At 67.6% G+C, this 21,547-nt stretch carries 19 protein-coding genes; 15 read left to right on the top strand and 4 right to left on the bottom strand.

What is annotated here, in order from left to right; genetic code table 11:
* Positions 1 to 18: 18 nt before the first annotated feature.
* Genes KIH31_RS04630 through KIH31_RS04615 form a run of 4 tightly spaced genes read right to left on the bottom strand, consistent with a single transcriptional unit; the run spans position 19 to position 2,861 of the window.
* Positions 19 to 828 carry a nitroreductase family protein gene (locus tag KIH31_RS04630; RefSeq protein WP_214425909.1) on the bottom strand — a complete coding sequence of 270 codons (810 nt, stop codon included), beginning with the start codon at positions 826 to 828 and terminating at the stop codon, positions 19 to 21.
* Positions 829 to 831: 3 nt separating this feature from the next.
* Positions 832 to 1,161: a hypothetical protein gene (locus KIH31_RS04625; RefSeq protein WP_214425908.1), complete on the bottom strand. Its 330-nt coding sequence runs from the start codon at positions 1,159 to 1,161 to the stop codon at positions 832 to 834.
* A 52-nt stretch (positions 1,162 to 1,213) separates the two neighbouring features.
* The gene (locus KIH31_RS04620; RefSeq protein WP_214425907.1) at positions 1,214 to 2,461 is read right to left on the bottom strand and encodes an FAD-dependent oxidoreductase; all 1,248 of its coding nucleotides are present in this window, start codon (positions 2,459 to 2,461) and stop codon (positions 1,214 to 1,216) included.
* A 4-nt stretch (positions 2,462 to 2,465) separates the two neighbouring features.
* Complete coding sequence (locus KIH31_RS04615) at positions 2,466 to 2,861, bottom strand: DUF1801 domain-containing protein (protein ID WP_214425906.1); 396 nt, start codon at positions 2,859 to 2,861, stop codon at positions 2,466 to 2,468.
* 117 nt (positions 2,862 to 2,978) lie between these two features.
* Between KIH31_RS04615 and KIH31_RS04610 the strand changes: the two genes are divergently transcribed.
* The 15 genes from KIH31_RS04610 (at position 2,979) to pgk (ending at position 21,505) form a co-directional block, all read left to right on the top strand.
* A complete protein-coding gene (locus KIH31_RS04610) occupies positions 2,979 to 3,419 on the top strand; it encodes a MarR family winged helix-turn-helix transcriptional regulator (RefSeq protein WP_214425905.1) in 441 nt (146 codons plus the stop codon).
* A gap of 123 nt (positions 3,420 to 3,542) precedes the next feature.
* Positions 3,543 to 5,279, top strand: a complete 1,737-nt coding sequence (locus KIH31_RS04605) for an ABC transporter ATP-binding protein (protein ID WP_214425904.1) — start codon at positions 3,543 to 3,545, stop codon at positions 5,277 to 5,279.
* Complete coding sequence (locus tag KIH31_RS04600) at positions 5,276 to 7,213, top strand: ABC transporter ATP-binding protein (RefSeq protein ID WP_374224843.1); 1,938 nt, start codon at positions 5,276 to 5,278, stop codon at positions 7,211 to 7,213. Before KIH31_RS04605 ends, KIH31_RS04600 begins: the two co-directional genes overlap by 4 nt.
* Positions 7,214 to 7,355: 142 nt before the next feature.
* Entirely contained in the window at positions 7,356 to 7,745 is a 390-nt protein-coding gene (locus tag KIH31_RS04595; protein WP_214425903.1) for a GntR family transcriptional regulator, read from the top strand.
* A gap of 65 nt (positions 7,746 to 7,810) precedes the next feature.
* A complete protein-coding gene (uvrA, locus tag KIH31_RS04590) occupies positions 7,811 to 10,699 on the top strand; it encodes an excinuclease ABC subunit UvrA (protein ID WP_307857543.1) in 2,889 nt (962 codons plus the stop codon).
* A 78-nt stretch (positions 10,700 to 10,777) separates the two neighbouring features.
* Positions 10,778 to 11,512, top strand: a complete 735-nt coding sequence (locus tag KIH31_RS04585; RefSeq protein WP_214425902.1) for an HAD hydrolase-like protein — start codon at positions 10,778 to 10,780, stop codon at positions 11,510 to 11,512.
* Positions 11,499 to 12,167, top strand: coding sequence for a 1-acyl-sn-glycerol-3-phosphate acyltransferase (locus KIH31_RS04580; RefSeq protein ID WP_214425901.1), 669 nt, complete (start codon positions 11,499 to 11,501; stop codon positions 12,165 to 12,167). The genes KIH31_RS04585 and KIH31_RS04580 overlap by 14 nt, the downstream gene beginning before the upstream one ends.
* Positions 12,168 to 12,267: 100 nt before the next feature.
* The gene (gene sigK / locus KIH31_RS04575; RefSeq protein ID WP_214425900.1) at positions 12,268 to 12,852 is read left to right on the top strand and encodes an ECF RNA polymerase sigma factor SigK; all 585 of its coding nucleotides are present in this window, start codon (positions 12,268 to 12,270) and stop codon (positions 12,850 to 12,852) included.
* 451 nt (positions 12,853 to 13,303) lie between these two features.
* Positions 13,304 to 15,280: an excinuclease ABC subunit UvrC gene (gene uvrC / locus KIH31_RS04570; protein ID WP_214425899.1), complete on the top strand. Its 1,977-nt coding sequence runs from the start codon at positions 13,304 to 13,306 to the stop codon at positions 15,278 to 15,280.
* Between the two features lie 70 nt (positions 15,281 to 15,350).
* Positions 15,351 to 16,262: an RNase adapter RapZ gene (gene rapZ, locus KIH31_RS04565; protein ID WP_307857542.1), complete on the top strand. Its 912-nt coding sequence runs from the start codon at positions 15,351 to 15,353 to the stop codon at positions 16,260 to 16,262.
* Positions 16,262 to 17,281 (top strand): uridine diphosphate-N-acetylglucosamine-binding protein YvcK, encoded by a 1,020-nt coding sequence (yvcK, locus tag KIH31_RS04560; protein WP_214425898.1) that lies wholly within the window; start codon positions 16,262 to 16,264, stop codon positions 17,279 to 17,281. The genes rapZ and yvcK overlap by 1 nt, the downstream gene beginning before the upstream one ends.
* An 11-nt stretch (positions 17,282 to 17,292) precedes the next feature.
* The gene (gene whiA, locus KIH31_RS04555) at positions 17,293 to 18,273 is read left to right on the top strand and encodes a DNA-binding protein WhiA (RefSeq protein ID WP_214425897.1); all 981 of its coding nucleotides are present in this window, start codon (positions 17,293 to 17,295) and stop codon (positions 18,271 to 18,273) included.
* A gap of 123 nt (positions 18,274 to 18,396) precedes the next feature.
* Positions 18,397 to 19,020, top strand: coding sequence for a superoxide dismutase (locus tag KIH31_RS04550; RefSeq protein WP_214425896.1), 624 nt, complete (start codon positions 18,397 to 18,399; stop codon positions 19,018 to 19,020).
* A gap of 229 nt (positions 19,021 to 19,249) precedes the next feature.
* Complete coding sequence (gene gap, locus KIH31_RS04545) at positions 19,250 to 20,257, top strand: type I glyceraldehyde-3-phosphate dehydrogenase (protein ID WP_214425895.1); 1,008 nt, start codon at positions 19,250 to 19,252, stop codon at positions 20,255 to 20,257.
* Positions 20,258 to 20,269: 12 nt separating this feature from the next.
* Positions 20,270 to 21,505, top strand: coding sequence for a phosphoglycerate kinase (gene pgk / locus KIH31_RS04540; RefSeq protein WP_214425894.1), 1,236 nt, complete (start codon positions 20,270 to 20,272; stop codon positions 21,503 to 21,505).
* Positions 21,506 to 21,547: the final 42 nt, after the last annotated feature.

Raw genomic sequence — 21,547 nt, 5'->3', positions numbered from 1 at the left:
CGGCCGGGAGGGAAGGCGTTACGGGGCCGTCCCGTCGGCCTCGTCCCAGCCGGACTGCGGAGTGTCGCAGGCTCCGCGGAAGACATACTGGGAAGGCTTCTTGCGCTCGCGGCTGGACCAGTCGATTGCGGGCCGGCGCTGCTTCGCGGGAACATAGCCCAGCCGATATACGGCCATCAGCTGCAAGTCATCCGGAACCTTTAGCAGTTCTTCGATGCGCCGCCAGTTCCCGGGCACCTCCATCGGGAAGGAAACGAACTGGATGCCCATGCCGAGTTCCACCGTGGTGAGCCACAGGTTCTCCATGGCGGCGCCCATGCTGAACACGGAGTAGAAGCCCGAGAGCTGGTCCGGCCGGTACTCGCTGCGATCGAGCAGCACGCCCACGAGCAGCGGAGACCCGGCGACCAGTTTTCGGTTCTCCTCACCGAGTGTCCGGGGAACGCGCAGCGTATTCATCAGTGACTGACCTGACGGGGTAAACACCCGCTTGGTGAACGGCCGTAGAAGGGCCGGGAGCTGATCGAAGAGCATTCCGCTGCGGTGTTCCTCCATCTCCGCCGGGCTGAAACGGAAGTACTTCTTGTAGCGTTCAAAGAATGTCCCCTCGGACATCACTTTCGTCATGCTGGCGCCGCTGATCCGGGCGATTTCCTGGATCGTTTCGTCGTCCTCGATCAGCACGAACCGCCAGGGCTGGCTGTTGAATTGGGACGGCGCAGCTGCGGCCACCCTCATGAGCAGTTGCTGGTGCTCTTCGCTGACCTTGTCAGGCAGGAAAGGACCATTCGTGGTCTTCCGGTTGAACACGACATCAAGGAATTCCATGCGTTACCTCCAGGCCACGAGGATGCTGACGAAAAAGAAGGGGGCGGCAGCCAGCGCCAGGGCTGCGTGCCGGCCGAGGCGGGGGGAACCGGCTGCCGGCAGCGCGGCCAGAGGTACGGCCGCCGGCAGCAGGAACCAGCCGGCAGGGCTGGCTGACCACAGCAGGGAACTGGCCGCGACCGCTCCCAGGAGGCAGGTGAGAACAAAGAGCGCGTGGTGGACCCAGCGGAAGCGCGCTGTGCTGAAGCGCTTCGACGCAACGCCGAGTCCCAGGGCGCAGCTGGCCGCGAAACTGCCTCCCGCCAAACCAAAGCAGACCTGCGGCAAAGTCACGCGCACCTCGTTGTCTCGATTGCTCCCATCCTTGCACGGTCAGGGTTCGCGGCTATGCGGCCGGAACCTCGGGTCCGCGCCGGGCGAAAGCCGGAGCATGCTCGGGCCGCGGACCGAACCCAATCAGCCGTGGCGGCAGGGCCCTGAGGAAGGGGAGGTGCCGGACGGCGAAGACCGCCGCGATCGGCGCGGCGGCCCGTTGGCCGGTGAACAGTGGCACGAACACCAGCCGGTGCAGTATGCGCTGCGCGGTTTGGACGACGGCGGTGGGCAGCCTCCGGCGCCGCTGCACGCGCGCAAGATCCTTGGCGGTAACCTGGTTCCGGCGCAGAGGGCCTGCCAGCAGGGCAGCGGCGGCAACGGCGTCCTGGATCGCCAGGTTGATTCCCACGCCTCCGGCCGGGGACATGGCATGGGCGGCATCGCCAATGCAGAGCATGCCGTCCACGTACCACCGCCGGAGCCGGTCCATCCTGACGTCGAGCAGGTGCACGTCGTCGAAGGAGCGAAGGGTGTCCAGCCCGTCGGCCAGATCCGGCCGGAGAGCGGTGATACGCCGTCGGAAGGCCCCGACGCCCTCGGCCCGGATCCGGGCATCGAAGCCTTTGGGCGCCAGGTACCCCATCTGGTAAAAGTCGCTCCTGTTCAGCGAGATGAGGGCCTGCCTGTCCCCGAACGCGGGCACGATGCCTGCGACCTCGCCCTCCTCGCCGGGGCGGTGCGGCAACCGGAACCACCACGTGTCGAAAGGCACCGGAAACCCGCGCGGCTGCAGACCGGCAGCCCTGCGCAGGGCCGAATGCCGGCCATCACAGGCGACCACCAGATCGGCCTTCAGGATCCGCTCTGTTTGATCCGGGCCGCGGAAGCGGATTCCGGTGACGCGGCCGCCTTGGCGCACCAGGCCGGTCGCCGCACTCTCCATCGCGAGGGTGAAGGAGGGCTCCCTGGCGGCAGCCGCTGCGAGGAGGTTCAGGAAGTCCCATTGCGGCATCATCGCCACGTAGTTGTAGGGCGGAGGAAGGGTGCTGAAGTCGCCGAGAACCACCCTCCCGGCCCCGGCCACGGGGAAGGCCACATTTTGCAGCCGGCTCTGCGGGAGCCTGCGGAACTCCCCGCCCAGGCCGAGTTCGTCGATCACGCGGATGGTGGAAGGGTGCACGGTGTCGCCGCGGAAGTCGCGCAGGAAGTCGGCATGTTTTTCAAGCACCGTCACTTCCACGCCCGCCCGGGCCAGCAGCAGGCCGAGCATCATGCCTGCAGGTCCGCCCCCGACGACGGCGCAGCCGGTCCGCTCCATGGCCTTACGTTCCTCTTTTGAGCCGACGCCAGCCCCCGGCCCGGTTATTGGCGATGATGTGCCCGAACATGGCGGACAGTGCCCCGGCGTTGATCGTTTCCCCTTCGCGGACCGCAACAGTGCGGGCCGTGCTGTTCCCGTGGCCGCCGGTGATGATCCCCTCCGGGTCCGGCACGATGGCGCCGTCGTACAGGAAGACGTTGACATGGTCCCTTGCCGCCAGCAACGCGCAGATATTGCCCTCGAGAACGAAGTAGGGCCGGTCGGTGCGCTTGATGGTCTCGGCCACCTCGGGGTCGGCGGCATGAACAAGGTCCCGGACGGCACGGCACACGTCCTGCTGCCAGCGGGGCAGCCCGTCGATGTAGGCATCGATCCGCGGATCGGTTGGGTACGCCACAGTCCGGACTGTAGCGGCGTGGCCGCCCGACAGATAGGGCCGTCCGGCAGGACCGCCCCCGGCAACCCACCGGGGTATATATTTGACTTTGTCAATCAACAGGCCGGGGAGGGTTCAGTGTCCGTCAAGGATGAAACGGTGGAGGAACTGGTGGAGGAAGTCTTCCGCCTTTTTCGGGCCGTGAAGGCGCTCGCCGTCCACAACGCCCCCCAAAGCGAGCTGGGCATGGCCCATGTGGGCGTGCTGGCACTGCTTTCCCACCTTGGTGAGTGCCGTGCCACCGATGTCGCAGCGCACCTGGGCATCGGCCCGTCCGCCCTCAGCCGGCAGCTCGCCGACCTGGCCGAGCAAGGCCTGATCGAACGGCGCCCCGATCCGGCGGACAAGCGCGCCACCCTCGTAAGCGTCTCGGAGACGGGATCCTCGATCCTCGCCGCCGTCATGAAACGGCGAACGGACCGGCTGCGCTCGATGCTGACGGAGTGGTCCGAGGACGACGCCCGGGAGGCGCTGCGCTCACTGAGCAGGCTCACGACCGCCTTCCGCGCCGACCAGTGAGCGGTCCCGTTTCGCCCAGAGGCGAAACGTCCTGACAATGGGGGATCCGCGGGCGTATTTTGACTCTGTCTGCTGCGGCAGGCGACGGTCTTCGGTGCCGCAAAATGCCCGAGTGGAGGTCCTGTGTTACTTCGCCTGATCCTGCGGAACCTTCGCCCGCACCGGGTTCCCCTTGCCGCGATCATCATCCTGCAGCTGCTGCAGACTGTCGCCACGCTGTACCTTCCGACCCTGAACGCGAGCATCATCGACGACGGCGTGGTGAAGGGGGACACGAACGTCATCTTCAGCCTGGGCGGCTGGATGCTGGTCATCACCGCCGGTCAGGTCATCTGCGCTATCGGGGCCACCTATCTCAGCGCCATCGTGGCCATGCGTGTGGGCCGGCAGATCCGGGCGGAGCTTTTCACCACCGTGGAGACATTCTCGGCGCAGGAAGTGGGACAGTTCGGTGCCCCGTCGCTGATCACCCGGACCACTAACGACGTCCAGCAGGTGCAGATGCTCACGCTGATGTCCTTCACCTTGATGGTCACGGCGCCCATTATGAGCGTCGGCGGCATCCTGCTCGCCCTGCAGCAGGACGTCCCGCTCTCGGGTCTGCTGCTGGTCATCATCCCGGTGCTGCTCGTGGCCATCGGACTGATTGTGCGCAAGATGGTGCCGCTGTTCCGCCGCGGCCAGAAGCTGCTGGACCGGATCAACTCGGTCCTGCGGGAGCAGATCATGGGCATCAGCGTGATCCGGGCTTTCGTCCGCCGGGACTTCGAGGAGGAACGGTTCGCCGTTGCCAACAGGGACCTCACCGGCACGCAGCTGGCGGCCACGCGGCTGATGGCCCTGATGTTCCCCACCATCATGCTCGTGGTCAGCGCTGCCTCGGTCGGAGTGCTCTGGTTCGGGGGCCAGCGCATTGACGCGGGACAGATGCAGATCGGAGCCCTGACTGCCTTCCTGAGCTACATCATGCAGATCCTGATGGCCGTCATGATGGCGATGTTCATGTTCATGATGGTGCCGCGCGCGGCAGTGAGCGCCGAACGCATCCAGGCTGTGCTGGACACGGTACCCTCGGTCTCCGACGGCCCGGACGCCGTCGATCGCGCGGCGCTGGGCGGCCGGCTGGATTTCGACGACGTCAGCTTCACCTACCCTGGGGCGCAGGCGCCCGTGCTGTCCGGCATCAGCTTCACTGCCGAACCAGGGACGACGACGGCGATCATCGGGTCCACCGGCAGCGGCAAATCAACCTTGCTGAACCTGATACCGCGTCTGCTCGACCGCACCTCCGGCAGCATCCGGGTCGGCGGACACGAAACCGCCCGGCTCACCCTCGACTCGCTCCGCGGAGTCATCGGCCTGGTGCCGCAGAAGGCGTATCTGTTCTCCGGCACGGTCGCCAGCAACCTGCGGATGGGCAACCCGCAGGCGACGGACGAAGAGCTCTGGGAGGCGCTGCGGATCGCCCAGGCGGCGGACTTCGTCGCGGAGCTGCCCGAAGGGCTGCAGGCGTCCGTGGGCCAGGGCGGCACCAACTTCTCCGGGGGCCAGCGCCAGCGGTTGTGCATCGCCCGGGCGGTGGTCGGCTCGCCGGCGCTGTACCTCTTCGATGACAGCTTCTCAGCCCTGGACTTCGCCACCGACGCGCGGCTGCGCGCGGCGCTCAAGCCTGTGACCACCGAGGCGACCGTGCTCATTGTCGCCCAACGCGTGAACACCATTCTGGGGGCGGACCGGATCCTGGTGCTCGATGAGGGCCGGCTCGTGGGGCAGGGGACGCACGCCGAGCTGATGGACAGCTGTCCCACTTATCAGGAAATCGTGACCTCGCAGCTGACCGAAGAGGAGGCACGGGCATGAGTATGGGGATGCGCGGCAGGGGAGGGCCGCCGCAGAAGCCGCTGAACTTCGGGCCGAGCGTCCGGCGGATTCTGGGCATGATGCGCCCGGACCGGTTCCGGATGGCCTGGGTGGTGCTTATGGCCGGCGTGTCCATCGCCCTGGCGGTGGCCGCGCCGAAAATCCTCGGCATGGCCACTGACGTGATTTTCAACGGCGTCGTCGGAAGAATGCTTCCGGCCGGCGCCAGCAAGGAGCAGGTGGTCGCGGGCCTGCGCGCGCGCGGCGAGACGCAGCTGGCGGACATGCTCAGTGCAATGAACGTCGTGCCCGGCCAGGGCATGGACCTGTCCCGGCTGGGCACCATCCTGGCCTGGGTGCTGGTGCTCTATGTCGCCGCCTTCTTCTTCAACTACGCACAGGGATTCATTACCGCCGGAGTGGTGCAGCGGGCCATGTACCGCCTGCGCGCCCAGATCGAGGCGAAGCTGGACCGGCTGCCCATGTCGCACTTTCAGGAGCAGTCCCGCGGCGACCTGCTGAGCAAGGTCACCAATGACATCGATAACTTCTCCCAGACCCTCAACCAGACCCTCACCCAGCTGCTGAACTCGGTGCTGACGGTGGTCGGGGTGCTGATCATGATGTTCTCGATCTCGCCGCTGCTGGCCTTGATCTCCCTCGTGTCGCTGCCGCTGATGGCCCTGATCACCGTCGGCATCGCCAAGCGCTCGCAGGCGCAGTTCATTACGCAGTGGAAGACCACCGGCGAGCTCAACGGCCATATCGAGGAAATGTTCACCGGTCACGAGATCGTCAAGGCGTTCGGTCAGCAGCGCGCCGCCGTCGAAAAGTTCGACGTGTCCAACGAGCGGCTCTTCCAGGCCAGCTCCAAGGCACAGTTCATCTCCGGCATCATCATGCCCTCCACCACGTTCGTGGCGAACCTGAATTACGTGGCGGTCGCCGTCGTCGGCGCGCTCCAGGTTTCCTCCGGTGCCCTGTCCATCGGCAGTGTGCAGGCCTTCATCCAGTACTCGAGGCAGTTCAGCCAGCCCCTGGCGCAGCTGGGCGGCATGATCAACCTGCTCCAGTCCGGCGTCGCCTCTGCCGAGCGGGTCTTCGAGCTGCTCGACGCCGAGGAGCAGCGGCCGGACAGAGAGCCGGCCGCCACGCCGGGTCCGGGGACGGTCGGCCGGGTGGTGTTCGACCACGTCAGCTTCAGCTACCGCCCCGACGAGCCGCTGATCACGGACCTCTCGCTGGTCGCCGAACCGGGCCAGACGGTCGCCATCGTCGGTCCCACAGGCGCGGGAAAGACCACCCTGGTCAACCTGCTGATGCGCTTCTACGAGATCGACGCCGGGCGGATCACCATCGACGGCGTGGACACCGCCGACATGACCCGGGACGACCTGCGCCGGCGCTTCGGCATGGTGCTGCAGGATGCCTGGCTCTTCGACGGAACCATCCGGGCGAACCTGGCCTACGGCCGGCTGGAAGCCACCGAGGAGGAGATCATCGAGGCGGCCGAGGCCACCTACGTGGACCACTTCGTCAGGTCCCTGCCGGAGGGCTACGACACCGTCCTCGGCGACGACGCGGGCAGCCTCAGCCAGGGCCAGCGCCAGCTGATGACGATCGCCCGCGCCTGGCTCGCCGACCCGGCCATCCTGATCCTGGACGAAGCCACGAGCTCGGTGGACACCCGCACGGAGGTCCTGATCCGGCGCGCGATGAACCGGCTGCGCGAATCCCGCACCAGCTTCGTCATTGCCCACCGGCTCTCCACCGTCCGCGATGCCGACCTCATCCTGGTGATGGACCACGGCAGAATCGTCGAACAGGGCCGGCATGAGGAACTGCTGGCAGCCGGCGGCTTCTACCACGACCTCTACGTGTCGGGGTACCAGGTGCCTGCCGTGGGTGAACTTGCCCAGGCGGACGGCCCCTGATGCGCCGGGGGACTACTCGCAGCTTCGCCGCGTATTCGATATATCGTTGTCGCAGCAACGGCGGCCACCATGCGAAGCGAGGATCCGGAATGAGCGGTACCACCAGCGGCCCGCGGCCCGCCGGTTCGGGGGGCGGACGCTGATGAGTGAGCTGCCCGCGGCGCTGCGCGACTGGTCGATCCAGCAGAACGGACCGGTGCCGCCGTTCGAACAAATCCGGCGCAGGATCGCCGACGGCGCCGGCAGTGGTTCCCTCGCAGTGGGGACGAAGCTGCCTCCCGTCCGTGCGCTGGCGTCCCGGCTGGGCGTGGCGGTCAATACGGTGGCTCGCGCGTACCGGGAGCTGGAGATGGCAGGGATTGTCCAGACGCTTGGCCGCGGCGGGACGGTGGTCGCTTCCTCCGGCGAGGCCCGCGACCAGATCGTGGCCGAGGCTGCCGCGACGTTCGCCGACGTCGTGCGATCCCAGGGCATGGACGCCGCCCAGGCACTCTCCATCGCGGAGGCGGCGCTGCGCAACGCCGATCGTTAGTCAGCCAGTAGTGAAACCCGGCTCCTGCCTCGAAGTTCGAAAAAGTTTTCGACTAGCATGGTCGGGTGCCTAAAGCTACCGCCGACCTCGCAGCTTCCGCCCGCCCAGACCTGTCCCGGCTGGTGGTGAAGGGCGCCCGCGAGCACAACCTGCGCAACGTGGACCTCGACCTGCCCCGCGACGCCATGATCGTCTTCACCGGGCTCTCGGGCTCCGGCAAGTCCTCGCTGGCTTTCGACACGATCTTCGCGGAAGGCCAGCGCCGCTACGTGGAGTCACTCTCCGCCTACGCCCGCCAGTTCCTCGGGCAGGTCGACAAGCCCGACGTCGACTTCATCGAGGGCCTCTCGCCGGCGGTGTCCATCGACCAGAAATCCACCAGCAAGAACCCGCGCTCAACCGTGGGCACGATCACCGAGATCTACGACTACATGCGCCTGCTTTGGGCGCGCGTGGGACGCCCGCACTGCCCCGTCTGCGGTGAGCCCGTCGCCAAGCAGACGCCGCAGCAGATCGTGGACCAGCTGCTGGAGCTCGGGGAAGGCACCCGCTTCCAGGTGCTGGCCCCCGTCGTGCGGGGCCGCAAGGGCGAATTCGTGGACCTCTTCAAGGAACTGAGCGCCAAGGGCTACTCGCGGGCCCGCGTCGACGGCAAGCAGATCCAGCTGGCCGAACCGCCCAAGCTCGGCAAGCAGTACAAGCACACGATCGAGGTCGTCGTCGACCGTCTGGTGGTCAAAGAGGGCATCCGGCAGCGCCTGACGGACTCCATCGAAACGGCGCTGGGACTGGCCGAAGGCCGCGTGCTCGCGGACTTCGTGGACCTCGACGAATCGGACCCGCAGCGCATCCGGGCATTCTCCGAGCACCTTGCCTGCCCCAACGAGCACCCGCTGGCGATCGACGAGATCGAACCCCGCTCTTTTTCCTTCAACAACCCGTTCGGCGCGTGCCCTGCCTGCACCGGCATCGGCACCAAGCTCGAAGTGGACGAGGAACTGGTTGTCCCCAACCCGGAGCTTTCGCTCGCCGAAGGCGCCATCGCGCCCTGGTCGCTCGGAACCTCCACCCAGGAGTACTGGACGCGGCTGCTGGCCGGCTTGGCCAAGGAGATGGGCTTTTCCATCAATGCCGCCTGGCAGGACCTCCCCGTTGATGCGCGCAAGGCCGTGCTGCACGGCAAGGACCACAAAATCGTCGTCCAGTACCGCAACCGTTTCGGCCGCGAACGCAAGTACAGCACGGGCTTCGAGGGCGCGATCCAGTACGTCCAGCGCAAGCACGCGGAGACCGAATCCGACAGGGCGCGGGACCGCTACGAAGAGTACATGCGCCAGATTCCGTGCCCGACGTGCGGCGGCGCCCGGCTGAACCCGGCGTCGCTGTCGGTGCTGATCAACGGCAAGTCGATCGCCGAGGTCTCGGCGCTCCCGATGCGCGAATGCGCCGCGTTCCTCGAGAACCTTGAACTCACCGGCCGGGAAGCGCAGATCGCCAGCCAGGTGCTCAAGGAAATCCAGGCCCGCCTCCACTTCCTGCTGGACGTCGGCCTGGAGTACCTGAACCTCGAGCGCGCCTCGGGCACTCTTTCGGGCGGCGAGGCCCAGCGCATCCGCTTGGCGACCCAGATCGGTTCCGGTCTCGTCGGCGTGCTCTACGTGCTCGATGAGCCGTCCATTGGCCTGCACCAGCGCGACAACCGCCGGCTGATCGAGACCCTGACCCGGCTGCGCGACCTCGGTAACACGCTCATCGTCGTCGAGCACGACGAGGACACCATCCACGAGGCGGACTGGATCGTGGACATCGGCCCGGGCGCCGGCGAGCACGGCGGCCAGGTGGTGCACTCCGGCACCGTCGCACAGCTGCTGACCAACACCAAGTCGCTTACCGGCGACTACCTTTCCGGCCGGAAGAAAATCGAACCTCCCGCCAAGCGGCGCAAGTACGACAAGTCGCGCGAGCTGACGGTGGTGGGCGCGAAGGAGAACAACCTCCGCAACGTCACCGCCACCTTCCCGCTGGGACTCTTCACGGCCGTGACCGGCGTCAGCGGCTCCGGGAAATCCACTCTGGTCAACGAGATCCTCTACAAGGTGCTGGCAACCAAGCTGAACAAGGCGAAGCTGGTGGCCGGGCGCCACCTGCGCGTGGACGGGCTGGAGCACCTGGACAAGGTGGTCCACGTCGACCAGAGCCCCATCGGCCGGACGCCGCGGTCCAACCCGGCCACCTACACGGGCGTGTTCGACAACATCCGCAAGCTGTTCGCGGAGACCACCGAGGCGAAGGTGCGCGGCTACCAGCCCGGCCGGTTCTCCTTCAACGTCAAGGGCGGCCGCTGCGAGGCGTGCTCGGGCGACGGCACGCTGAAGATCGAAATGAACTTCCTGCCGGATGTCTACGTCCCCTGCGAGGTCTGTCACGGTGCCCGGTACAACCGCGAGACCCTGGAAGTGCACTACAAGGGCAAGACCATCGCTGATGTGCTGAACATGCCGATCGAGGAAGCGGCGGATTTCTTCGCAGCGTTCTCGCCGATCGCGCGGCACCTGCGGACGCTGGTCGACGTCGGCCTCGGCTACGTCCGTCTCGGCCAGCCCGCGACCACCCTTTCCGGCGGCGAGGCCCAGCGCGTGAAGCTGGCCGCGGAACTCCAGAAGCGCTCCAACGGCCGCAGCATCTACGTGCTGGATGAACCGACCACCGGACTGCATTTCGAGGACATCCGCAAGCTGCTCATGGTGCTCCAGGGGCTGGTGGACAAGGGCAACACGGTGATCACCATTGAGCACAACCTCGACGTGATCAAGAGCGCCGACTGGGTGCTGGACCTGGGCCCCGACGGCGGTTCCGGGGGAGGGCAGGTCATCGCGACCGGCACCCCCGAGAAGATTGCGAAGTCCAAGCAGAGCCACACCGGGACGTTCCTCGCCGAAGTGCTGGACGTCTAGACAGCGCAACGGCCGGCTCGTATTCCCTTCGGGGTATACGAGTTTCGGCCGGGAGCGCACCTGTGGGAAACTGACCCGGTGACCCAAAGAGCCCCCGTCGTCCTGTTCGACCTTGATGGAACGTTGGTGGACCCTGCGGGGAGCATCACCGGCGGCATCGCGTATGCCCTGGCGGCGATGGATCTTCCGGTGCCCGAGGACGCGGTCCTGCGCAGGATGGTCGGCCCGAAGCTTTCCGACGGACTGCTGCGCTTCACCGCCGTGACGGAGGAGCTGCTTCCCGAGGTGATCGCCCTGTACCGCTCGCACTACCTCGAACACGGGCTGCGCCAGAGCCGGGTCTACCCCGGGCTGCCGGGTCTGCTCGCAAGCCTGCGCTCGGAAGGCTACGGTCTCGGCGTCGCCACGCAGAAGCCCGAGCCGCTGGCCAACACGCTGCTGGCGGCCCTGGAACTCGCGGACGCGTTCGACGTCATCCGTGGCGCGCATGCCGATGAGACGCTCACGGCTGGCCACCCCGATTTCCGTGCGGGCAAGGCGGAGATCATCGGCGCCGCGCTCGGGTTCTTCGGCGCGGGGCCGGAGGAGGCGGTGATGGTGGGGGACCGTTACCAGGACGTCGACGGGGCCCGGGCCAATGCGCTGCAGTGCCTGGGTGTTGCGTGGGGCTTCGCCGAGGAAGGCGAACTCGAATCGGCCGGTGCACTCGTGCTGGCCGAGGACGCACGCGATCTCGACCGTGCCATCCGCGGCTACTTCAGCGGGCGGCTTCCGCTCGGGCGCAGCGAGGCAGGTGCCCGTGGCGCTCTTTGATGCCACCAGGGCCACCACGAAGGCGCTGATCGCGGGCTCGTGCCGGCCCACCGTCACCGGGCTCGAAAACTTTCCCGCGCGAGGGCCGGTGATCGTCGCCCCGAACCACCTCTCCTTCTTCGACAGCGTGATTGTGCAGGCACTCATGCCGCGGAAGGTCGCGTTCTTCGCCAAAGCCGAGTACTTCACCTCCAAGGGACCCAAGGGGGTGCTCTGGCGCTGGTTCTTCAACAGCGTCGGGTCCATTCCGGTGGAGCGCGGCGAGCAGGCCGCCAGCGTTGCCGCCCTGCAGACGGCGCTGCGCATCCTGGAAGCGGGAGACTGCTTCGGCATTTACCCGGAGGGCACCCGGTCGCGCGATGGCCAGTTGTACCGCGGCCGCACCGGCGTCGGCTGGCTGGCGCTCACCACCGGCGCGCCCGTCGTGCCGGTCGGCCTCATCGGCACGGAGCAGCTGCAGCCCGCGGACGCCATGACGATCAAGCCCCGGCACTTCACCATGCACGTGGGGGAGCCGATCTACTTCGACAAGCTCGGCCCCGACCACTCCCTGCCGGCGCGCCGCGCAGCCACTGACCGGATCATGGACTCCATTGCCGGGCTTACGGGCCAGCCCCGCGCCGGCGGGTACAACCAGTCGAAAAGCGTTGACTAGATAGGCGTATAGCTTGACAGCCTTACTATCAGGCGTCTTATGATTGCCTGACGGCCCGGTGACATCCGTCCAGGCGCCGACGGCTTGAGCTGAGGGCACGATGAAGACTGAGGACCGCTCCGCGGAAGATCTGGCGCTTTTGCTGCTGGAGACAGGGCTTGGCAACCATCAGGCGTTCAGTGAGTTCTACGCCCGGACTTCCCGGCGGGTGTTTGGCCTGGTGTGCCGGATTGTGGTGGACCACGGCCTGAGCGAGGAAGTGGTGCAGGATGTCTACATCTCGGTGTGGCGCGATGCCCGCACCTACCGCGCCGACGCCGGCAGTCCTGTCAGTTGGCTCCTTACCATCGCTCACCGGCGCGCAGTGGACAAGGTCCGTTCGCGTGAAGCCAGTACCAGCCGCGAGGCGCGGTGGGGCGCCGCTTCCCACAGTGTGCCGTATGACGATGTGGCCGAAACGGTGCTGGACCGCGCCGATGCCGGCGGCCTGAAGACTGCCCTCGCCTCGCTCGTGCCGGCGCAGCGCGAGGCGATCGACCTCGCCTACTTCGGGGGACTCACCTATCGCGAAGTGGCCGAGAAGCTTGGTGTGCCGTTGCCGACGATCAAATCGCGGATCAGGGACGGCGTCGGACGTCTGAGGTCCCTGCTCGAAGCTCCGGTGGAACTCGTCCGGTCCGCCTAGTCTTCGCGATGACTCGACGCCGCCGGGCGCGGGAAAGGCGCGCGTGCGGAGGATGGCCGGCGCCACCTCGAGGGGGCGCAGCCAGATTATGGGAAGGGCCGGCAACAGCCCACGTGGTCAGCGTGATGTATGCGGCCGTTGCCTGGCCTCTTCCACTGGTGCCGCAGCTTGGGGGCGCTGCAGCAACACCATCGTAAGCAGCACCAGGGGCAAATTGCGCACCCGTAGCATGGGGAGAACTCCCCATCGCGGACAGGAGCGCCACCGGCTAGAATTCGTTCGCCGGCCCCGCAGCGGGCGCAGCAGGCAGGCCCGGAGACAGGGAAAGACCCCGGAGGTATTTGGGGGGATAGCTCCGGGGTCTTTCTGTCCTCAATCATACCCCGCCGGGTATCAGCCCCGCAAGGGAGCGAGCGCAACGGCTTCCGGGCGCGACTACTAGACTGGATTGGTGGCAGATCCAGCGAGCTACCGGCCGAAGCCGGGCGACATTCCGCTTGACCCGGGCGTATACCGGTTCCGCGACCCGCATGGACGGGTAATTTACGTCGGCAAGGCCAAAAGCCTTCGTTCGCGCCTGAACTCCTACTTCGCCAGCCCGGCGGGCCTGCTTCCCAAGACCCGCGCGATGGTGACCACCGCCGCCAGCGTCGAGTGGACGACGGTCGGCAGCGAGCTCGAGGCGCTGCAGCTCGAGTACACCTGGATCAAGGAATTCAACCCCCGGTTCAACATCATGTTCCGGGACGACAAGTCCTATCCCTACCTCGCCGTCACGATGGGGGAGAAGTTCCCCCGGGTGCAGGTCATGCGCGGGGAGCGGCGCAAGGACACGCGCTACTTCGGCCCCTTCTACCCGGCGCGGGCAATCCGCGAGACCGTGGACACCCTGCTGCCGGTGTTCCCGGTGCGCAGCTGCAGCGCCGGAGTCTTCAAGCGCGCCGAGCGCAGCGGCCGCCCCTGCCTGCTGGGCTACATTGGCAAGTGCTCCGCCCCCTGCATCGGCAGGATCTCTCCTGAGGACCACCGCGAACTCGCCTCGCAGTTCTGCGCTTTCATGGCCGGTGAAGGCAAGCGCTTCATCAGCAGCCTGGAACGGCAGATGGCCGATGCCGTGTCCCGGCTCGACTACGAGGCCGCGGCCCGGCTGCGGGACAACATCGCCGCCATGAAGCGGGTGTTCGAACGCAACGTCGTGGTGCTCAGCGAGGACACCGACGCCGACGTGTTCGGCCTGACCGAGGACGAGCTCGAAGCCAGTGTCCAGGTGTTCCACGTCCGCGGGGGACGGATCCGCGGCCAGCGGGGCTGGGTGGTCGAGAAGGTCGAGGACGCCGGCACCGACGAGCTCGTGGAGCACCTGCTGCAACAGGTCTACGGTGAGGAATCGGGCCTGGACGACAGGATCCCGCGGCAGGTGCTGGTCCCCGCGCTGCCCGCCAACCCGGAGGATGTCACCGCCTGGCTCAGCGGCCTCCGCGGGGCGAAGGTCGACGTGCGCGTGCCTCGGCGCGGAGACAAAGCAGCCCTGATGGAGACCGTGCGGCAGAACGCCGAGCAGGCCTTCAAGCTGCACAAGGTCCAGCGGGCCGGGGACCTGACTACCCGGTCGCGGGCCCTGCAGGAGCTGCAGGAGGCACTCGACCTGCCGGTGGCGCTGCTGCGGATCGAGTGCTTCGACATTTCGCACGTACAGGGCACGAATGTGGTGGCTTCCATGGTGGTGATGGAGGACGGACTCCCGCGCAAGTCCGACTACCGCAAATTTGCCATTACCGGGGCCGCGGCCGTGGACGACACTGCCGCGATGTACGACGTCATCAGCCGCCGCTTCCGGCACTACCTGGAGGACAAGAGCGCTCCGCCGCCCTCGGCCGCCACCGGGGAGATCCCGGCCCCGACCGAGGCCGAGGGCCGGAAGAAAGCCAAGTTCGCCTACCCGCCCAACCTCGTCGTCGTCGACGGCGGCAAGCCGCAGGTCGGCGCCGCGTCGCGGGCACTTGCGGACCTGGGCATCGACGACGTGTTCGTCGTCGGCCTGGCGAAGCGGCTTGAGGAGGTGTGGCTGCCGGACAGCGACTTCCCGGTGATTCTGCCCCGCGCCTCCGAGGGCCTGTACCTGCTGCAGCGCATCCGCGACGAGGCGCACCGCTTCGCCATCACCTTCCACCGGCAGAAACGCGGCAAGTCGATGACCGCGTCGGTGCTCGACGAGGTGCCGGGCCTCGGCCCGGCCAAGCGCAAGGCCCTGCTCGACCAATTCGGCTCGGTCAAGAAGCTGCGCGCCGCCACCGCGGAGGAAATCGAGCAGGCGAAGGGAATCGGCCCGCAGCTGGCCTTGGCGGTGACGGCAGCCCTGCACCCCGCGGGCGACGCGGGGCCGGCGCCGGCGGTGAACATGACGACCGGCGAAATCCTCGAATCTTAGCTAGGCTCGAAGCAGGCCGCCCCGAAGCGGGCGGGTGCGGCATGGACGGACAAGGAGCGGGACGGATTTCGTGACAGAGTCAACGACTGAGGGCAACAGCCTGGAGGCGATCAAGCCCGAAGCGGCCGAGTTCGTGGTCATCACGGGGATGTCCGGCGCAGGCCGCAGCACCGCCGCGGACGCACTGGAGGACCACGGCTGGTACGTGGTGGAGAACCTTCCGCCGCAGATGCTCGGCACGATGGCGGAACTCGTCTCCCGCACGCCGCAGTCCATCCCGCGGTTCGCCGCCGTCGTCGACGTGCGCGGGAAGGCCCTGTTCGCCGACATCCGCGACTCGCTGCAGGCCCTCGCGGCCAGCGGTATCACCTTCCGCGTGGTCTTCCTCGACGCGAGTGACGACGTGCTCGTGCGCCGCTTCGAGCAGGGACGCCGCCCGCACCCGCTGCAGGGCGGCGGCCGCATCCTCGACGGCATTTCCCGCGAGCGGACCCTGCTGGCCGAACTTCGTTCCTCCGCGGACCTGGTCCTGGATACCTCCAGCCTCAATGTGCACGAACTTGCCTCCGCCATGACCGAGCTCTTTTCCGAAACCGGCCCGGTCACGCTGCGCCTGACAGTGATGAGCTTCGGCTTCAAGTACGGGCTGCCGGTGGACGCGAACTATGTGGCGGACGTGCGCTTCCTGCCGAATCCGCACTGGGTGCCGCAGCTGCGGCCGCAAACCGGGCTGGACAAGGACGTCAGCGACTTTGTCCTGGTGGCCAACGGGGCGGGGGAGTTCGTGGACCGTTACGTGCATGCCCTGGAACCTGTGCTGGACGGCTACCGCCGGGAGAACAAGCACTACGCCACGATCGCGATCGGCTGCACCGGCGGCAAGCACCGCTCAGTCGCCGTCGCGGAGGAGATTTCCCGGCGGCTGGCGCAGCTCCCGCGCGTCACGGTGACCACCGCCCACCGCGACCTGGGACGCGAATAGTGGCGCTGCTGACCGGCCCGCTCCCGATGGTCCCGCCGGCGGGGCAAGGCTCCGGTGCCGGCAAGGACAGCCAGCCGGCGGTCGTGGCGCTGGGCGGCGGGCACGGGCTCGCTGCGTCCCTCTCGGCGCTGCGCCTGCTCACCTCCGAGCTCACCGCCGTCGTGACGGTGGCCGACGACGGCGGTTCCTCGGGCCGGCTGCGCGACGAGCTGGGGGTGCTGCCGCCGGGGGACCTGCGGATGGCGCTGGCTGCCTTGTGCGACGACACGGACTGGGGCCGCACCTGGCGCGACGTGATGCAGCACCGCTTCAAGTCGCGCAACGGCTCCGACGGTCCGCTGGACAACCACTCCATGGGCAACCTCCTCATCGTCACCCTCTGGGAGCTGCTCGGGGACACCGTGGACGGCCTGAAATGGGCCGGTGCGCTGCTGGGCGCGCGCGGACAGGTGCTGCCAATGGCGAGCGTGCCGCTGACCATCGAGGGCGACGTGACCAGCCACGGCGAGGACGGCGGCAGCGAGGTGCGCACCATCACGGGCCAGGCCAAACTGGCGGTCGCCGGGCACGTCGACAATGTGCGGCTGCTGCCGCCCAACGCGCCGGCATGCCCGGAGGCGCTGGAGGCGATCGAACTCGCGGACTGGGTGATCCTCGGCCCCGGCTCCTGGTATACCTCGGTGCTGCCGCATCTGCTCCTGCCGGAGCTCCGCCAGGCCCTGTGCAGCACTCCGGCGCGCCGCGTGCTGACCATGAACCTGGCCCTGGACACGTACGAAACCAAGGGAATGACGGCCGCAGACCACCTGCGCGTGCTGCAGCGCTACGCTCCCGAGTTCACGGTCGACGTCGTCCTGGCGGACGCTTCAGTGGTGGCCGACCGCGCCGAACTCCAGGAGGCGGCGGCAATGATCGGAGCCGAGGTCGTCTTGGGTAAAGTGGGAGGTCCGAGCGGACGTCCGGTACACGACCCGCTGCGGTTGGCTGCGGCCTACCACGACATTTTTGGGGACAGATAGGAAACGGCACAATGGCGCTGACAGCAGCGGTCAAGGACGAACTTTCGCGCCTTGACGTCAGGAAATCCTCGGTGCGCAAGGCCGAGGTCTCGGCGATGCTGCGGTTTGCCGGCGGACTCCATATCATTTCGGGTCGGATCGTCATCGAGGCCGAAGTTGACTTGGCCGCCACGGCCCGCCGGCTGCGCACAGCGATCGCCGAGGTCTACGGCCACGGCTCGGAAATCATCGTGGTCTCCGGCGGGGGCCTCCGGCGCGGCAACAGGTACGTCGTCCGCGTGGTGCGCGACGGCGAGGCGCTGGCCCGGCAGACAGGACTGCTCGACTCCCGGGGACGCCCGGTGCGGGGGCTTCCCTCCGCCGTCGTCAACGGTTCCGCTGCCGACGCCGAAGCCGTCTGGCGCGGCGCCTTCCTGGCGCACGGCTCGCTCACCGAGCCCGGACGCTCGTCCGCGATGGAGGTGACCTGCCCCGGGCCCGAGTCGGCGCTGGCCCTGGTGGGCGCTGCCCGCCGGCTCGGCATCCAGGCCAAGGCCCGCGAGGTGCGCGGCGTGGACCGCGTGGTCATCCGCGACGGGGACACGATCGCCGCGCTGCTGACCCGGATGGGGGCGCATGAGGCGCTGCTGGTCTGGGAGGAGCGCCGGATGCGCAAGGAGGTCCGGGCGACCGCGAACCGGCTGGCGAACTTTGACGACGCCAACCTCCGCCGCTCGGCGCAGGCCGCCGTCGCCGCCGGAGCGCGGGTGGACCGGGCCTTGGAGATCCTCGGCGACGACGTCCCGCACCACCTGAAGTACGCCGGCGAGCTCCGGGTCGCGCACAAACAGGCGAGCCTGGACGAGCTCGGGCGGCTCGCGGAGCCGCCGATGACCAAGGACGCAATCGCGGGCCGGATCCGGCGGCTGCTGGCGATGGCGGACAAGCGGGCCATCGAGCTGGGCATCCCCGGTACCGAGGCGAATGTGACCCCGGACATGCTGGATGAGTGACTAAGTCCCTAGGATGGGAACAGGCGCCGGCGCGCGGTTCAGCCGGCCCGCACTTGTAGCACCCAAGATTTCCGGGTGGAGAAGCCGCCCGGATGCAATATCCGGACTAAAACGGAGGAATTCGTGAGCGAGTACACACTTCCCGATCTGCCGTACGACTATGCCGCGCTGGAGCCGCACATCTCCGCACGCATCATGGAGCTGCACCACGACAAGCACCACGCCGCCTACGTGGCGGGTGCCAACAAGGCGCTGGCACAGCTTGCCGAGGCCCGCGACAAGGGCGACTTCGCCAACATCAACCAGCTTTCCAAGGACCTGGCATTCCACACCGGCGGCCACGTCAACCACTCGGTCTTCTGGAACAACCTTTCTCCGGACGGAGGCGACAAGCCCGAGGGCGAGCTCGCGGCCGCCATCGACGACGCGTTCGGGTCGTTCGACGCGTTCCGCGCCCAGTTCACCGCCGCGGCCCTGGGCCTGCAGGGCTCGGGCTGGGGCTTCCTGGCGTACGAGCCGATCGGCGGAAACCTGGTCATCGAGCAGCTCTACGACCAGCAGGGCAACGTGGCGGTCGGCACCACCCCGCTGCTGATGCTCGACATGTGGGAGCACGCCTTCTACCTGGACTATGTGAACGTCAAGGCCGACTACGTCAAGGCGTTCTGGAACATCGTCAACTGGGCCGACGTCGCCAAGCGCTTCGATGGCGCCCGCCGCAACGCGACGGGTCTGATCACCCTCTGATCCTGGCGACCGCCTGAGTGGCTCGCGCCACATTCCGGACAGAAAGAGCAACAGACTGCCCGGCACCGTAGGATGGGAACCGGGAGGCGTGACGCCTTGAAATACCAACGGCGGAGTGCCTTCCGGACCCTTTCTGCGTGACACAACGGCGTGTCCACCCAATGGACCACCTGGTCGGCTCAACCGGAGCCGGCTGTGTGCTTGAACAGCATCAAGGAGATTGAAGCAAGTGACTACTCGTGTTGGTATCAACGGTTTCGGACGCATCGGCCGGAACTACTTCCGCGCAGCCCTGGCGCAGGGCGCTGACCTGGAGATCGTGGCCGTCAACGACCTGACGAGCCCGGAAGCCCTGGCGCACCTCTTCAAGTACGACTCCGTCACCGGCCGCCTGCCGCAGAGCATCGAGGTCAAGGACGGCGACATCATCGTCGACGGCAAGACCGTCAAGGTCCTCGCCGAGCGCGACCCGGCAAACCTGCCCTGGGGCGAGCTGGGAGTGGACATCGTCATCGAGTCCACCGGCTTCTTCACCAAGGCCGCGGATGCCCGCAAGCACATCGAGGCCGGCGCCAAGAAGGTGCTGATCTCCGCCCCCGCCTCGGATGAGGATGTCACCATCGTGCTCGGCGTCAACGACGACCAGTACGACCCGGCGAACCACCACATCATCTCCAACGCTTCCTGCACCACCAACTGCCTCGGCCCGCTCGCCAAGGTGCTCAACGACAACTTCGGCATCGAGCGCGGCCTGATGACCACGGTGCACGCCTACACCGCGGACCAGAACCTGCAGGACGGCCCGCACAAGGACCTGCGCCGCGCCCGTGCCGCTGCGATCAACGTCGTCCCCACGTCCACCGGTGCCGCGAAGGCCATCGGCCTGGTCCTGCCGGAGCTGAAGGGCAAGCTGGACGGCTACGCCCTGCGCGTGCCCGTGCCCACGGGCTCCGTGACCGACCTGACCGCCACCGTGAGCCGCGAGGTCACCGTCGAGGAAGTCAACGCCGCCTACAAGGCTGCCGCCGCTGAGGGCCCGCTGAAGGGCTACCTCTCCTACACTGACGCCCCGATCGTGTCCTCCGACATCGTGACGGACCCGGCCTCGTCGATCTTCGACTCCGGCCTGACCAAGGTGATCGGCAACCAGGTGAAGGTCGTTTCCTGGTACGACAACGAGTGGGGCTACTCCAACCGCCTCGTTGACCTGACCGAAATCGTCGCCTCCAAGCTCTAAGGAGCCGCCACGATGGTTGCTCACGCACTGACTGAGCTGCTGTCCGAAGGAGTGCGCGGGCGGCACGTCCTGGTCCGGTCGGACCTGAACGTGCCGCTCGACGGCTCCACCGTGACAGACGACGGACGCGTCCGCGCGTCCCTTCCGGTGATCCAGAAGCTCGCCGACGCCGGCGCCCGCGTGCTGGTGGCGGCCCACCTCGGACGTCCCAAGGGGGCACCGGAGCCCAAGTACTCGCTCAAGCCGGCCGCTGACCGGCTGGCCGGGCTCGCACCGTTCAAGGTCACCCTCGCCGCTGACACAGCCGGGCCCAGCGCCTCCGAACTGGCGGCAGGGCTGCAGGACGGCGAAGTGCTGGTTCTTGAAAACGTGCGCTTCGACCCCCGCGAGACCAGCAAGGACGACGCCGAACGGTCCGCCTTCGCCGACGAACTCGCGGCGCTCACCGGGGACAACGGCGCCTACGTGGATGACGCCTTCGGCGCCGTGCACCGCAAGCACGCCAGTGTCTACGACATTGCCACGAAGCTGCCCTCCTACCAGGGCGACCTCGTCAAGGCGGAGGTGGACGTGCTCCAGCGCCTGACCACCAAGCCGGAACGCCCGTTCGTGGTGGTGCTGGGCGGTTCGAAGGTCTCGGACAAGCTGGCTGTGATCGAGAACCTCATCGGCAAGGCCGACTACCTCCTGGTCGGCGGCGGCATGGTGTTCACCTTCCTCGCCGCGCAGGGCCACAAGGTCGGCGCAAGCCTGCTCGAGGCGGACCAGCTCGACACCGTGCGCGGTTACCTGGCGCGCGCCAAGGAGGCCGGCAGCGAATTCGTGCTCCCGACCGACATCGTCGTGGCGGAGAAGTTCGCCGCCGACGCTGCGCACGAAACCGTCGCAGCGGACGCGATCGAGGCGAGCAGCTTCGGCGCCGCCGGACTCGGCCTGGACATCGGGCCGGCCTCGGGCGCTGACTTCGCCGGCTACATCACCAAGGCGAAGACCGTGTTCTGGAACGGCCCGATGGGTGTGTTCGAGTTCGACGCCTTCGCCGCAGGCACCCGGGCGGTCGCGGCTGCGCTCACCGAAGCAACGGCCAACGGAGCCCTGACCGTCGTCGGCGGCGGCGACTCGGCCGCTGCGGTCCGCACGCTCGGTTTCGAGGACGGCCAGTTCGGCCACATCTCGACCGGCGGGGGCGCCAGCCTGGAATACCTCGAAGGCAAGGAGCTTCCGGGACTGACAGTCCTGGACCGCTAAGGCCTTCCGCCGGCGGGCCGCCACAGGCCCGCCGGCACCCGA

The organism is Paenarthrobacter sp. DKR-5 (assembly GCF_018531425.1).
Classification (GTDB): domain Bacteria; phylum Actinomycetota; class Actinomycetes; order Actinomycetales; family Micrococcaceae; genus DKR-5.
The sequence above is the reverse complement of the archived record's forward strand: the minus strand, read 5'-3'. Positions and strand labels throughout refer to the sequence as shown.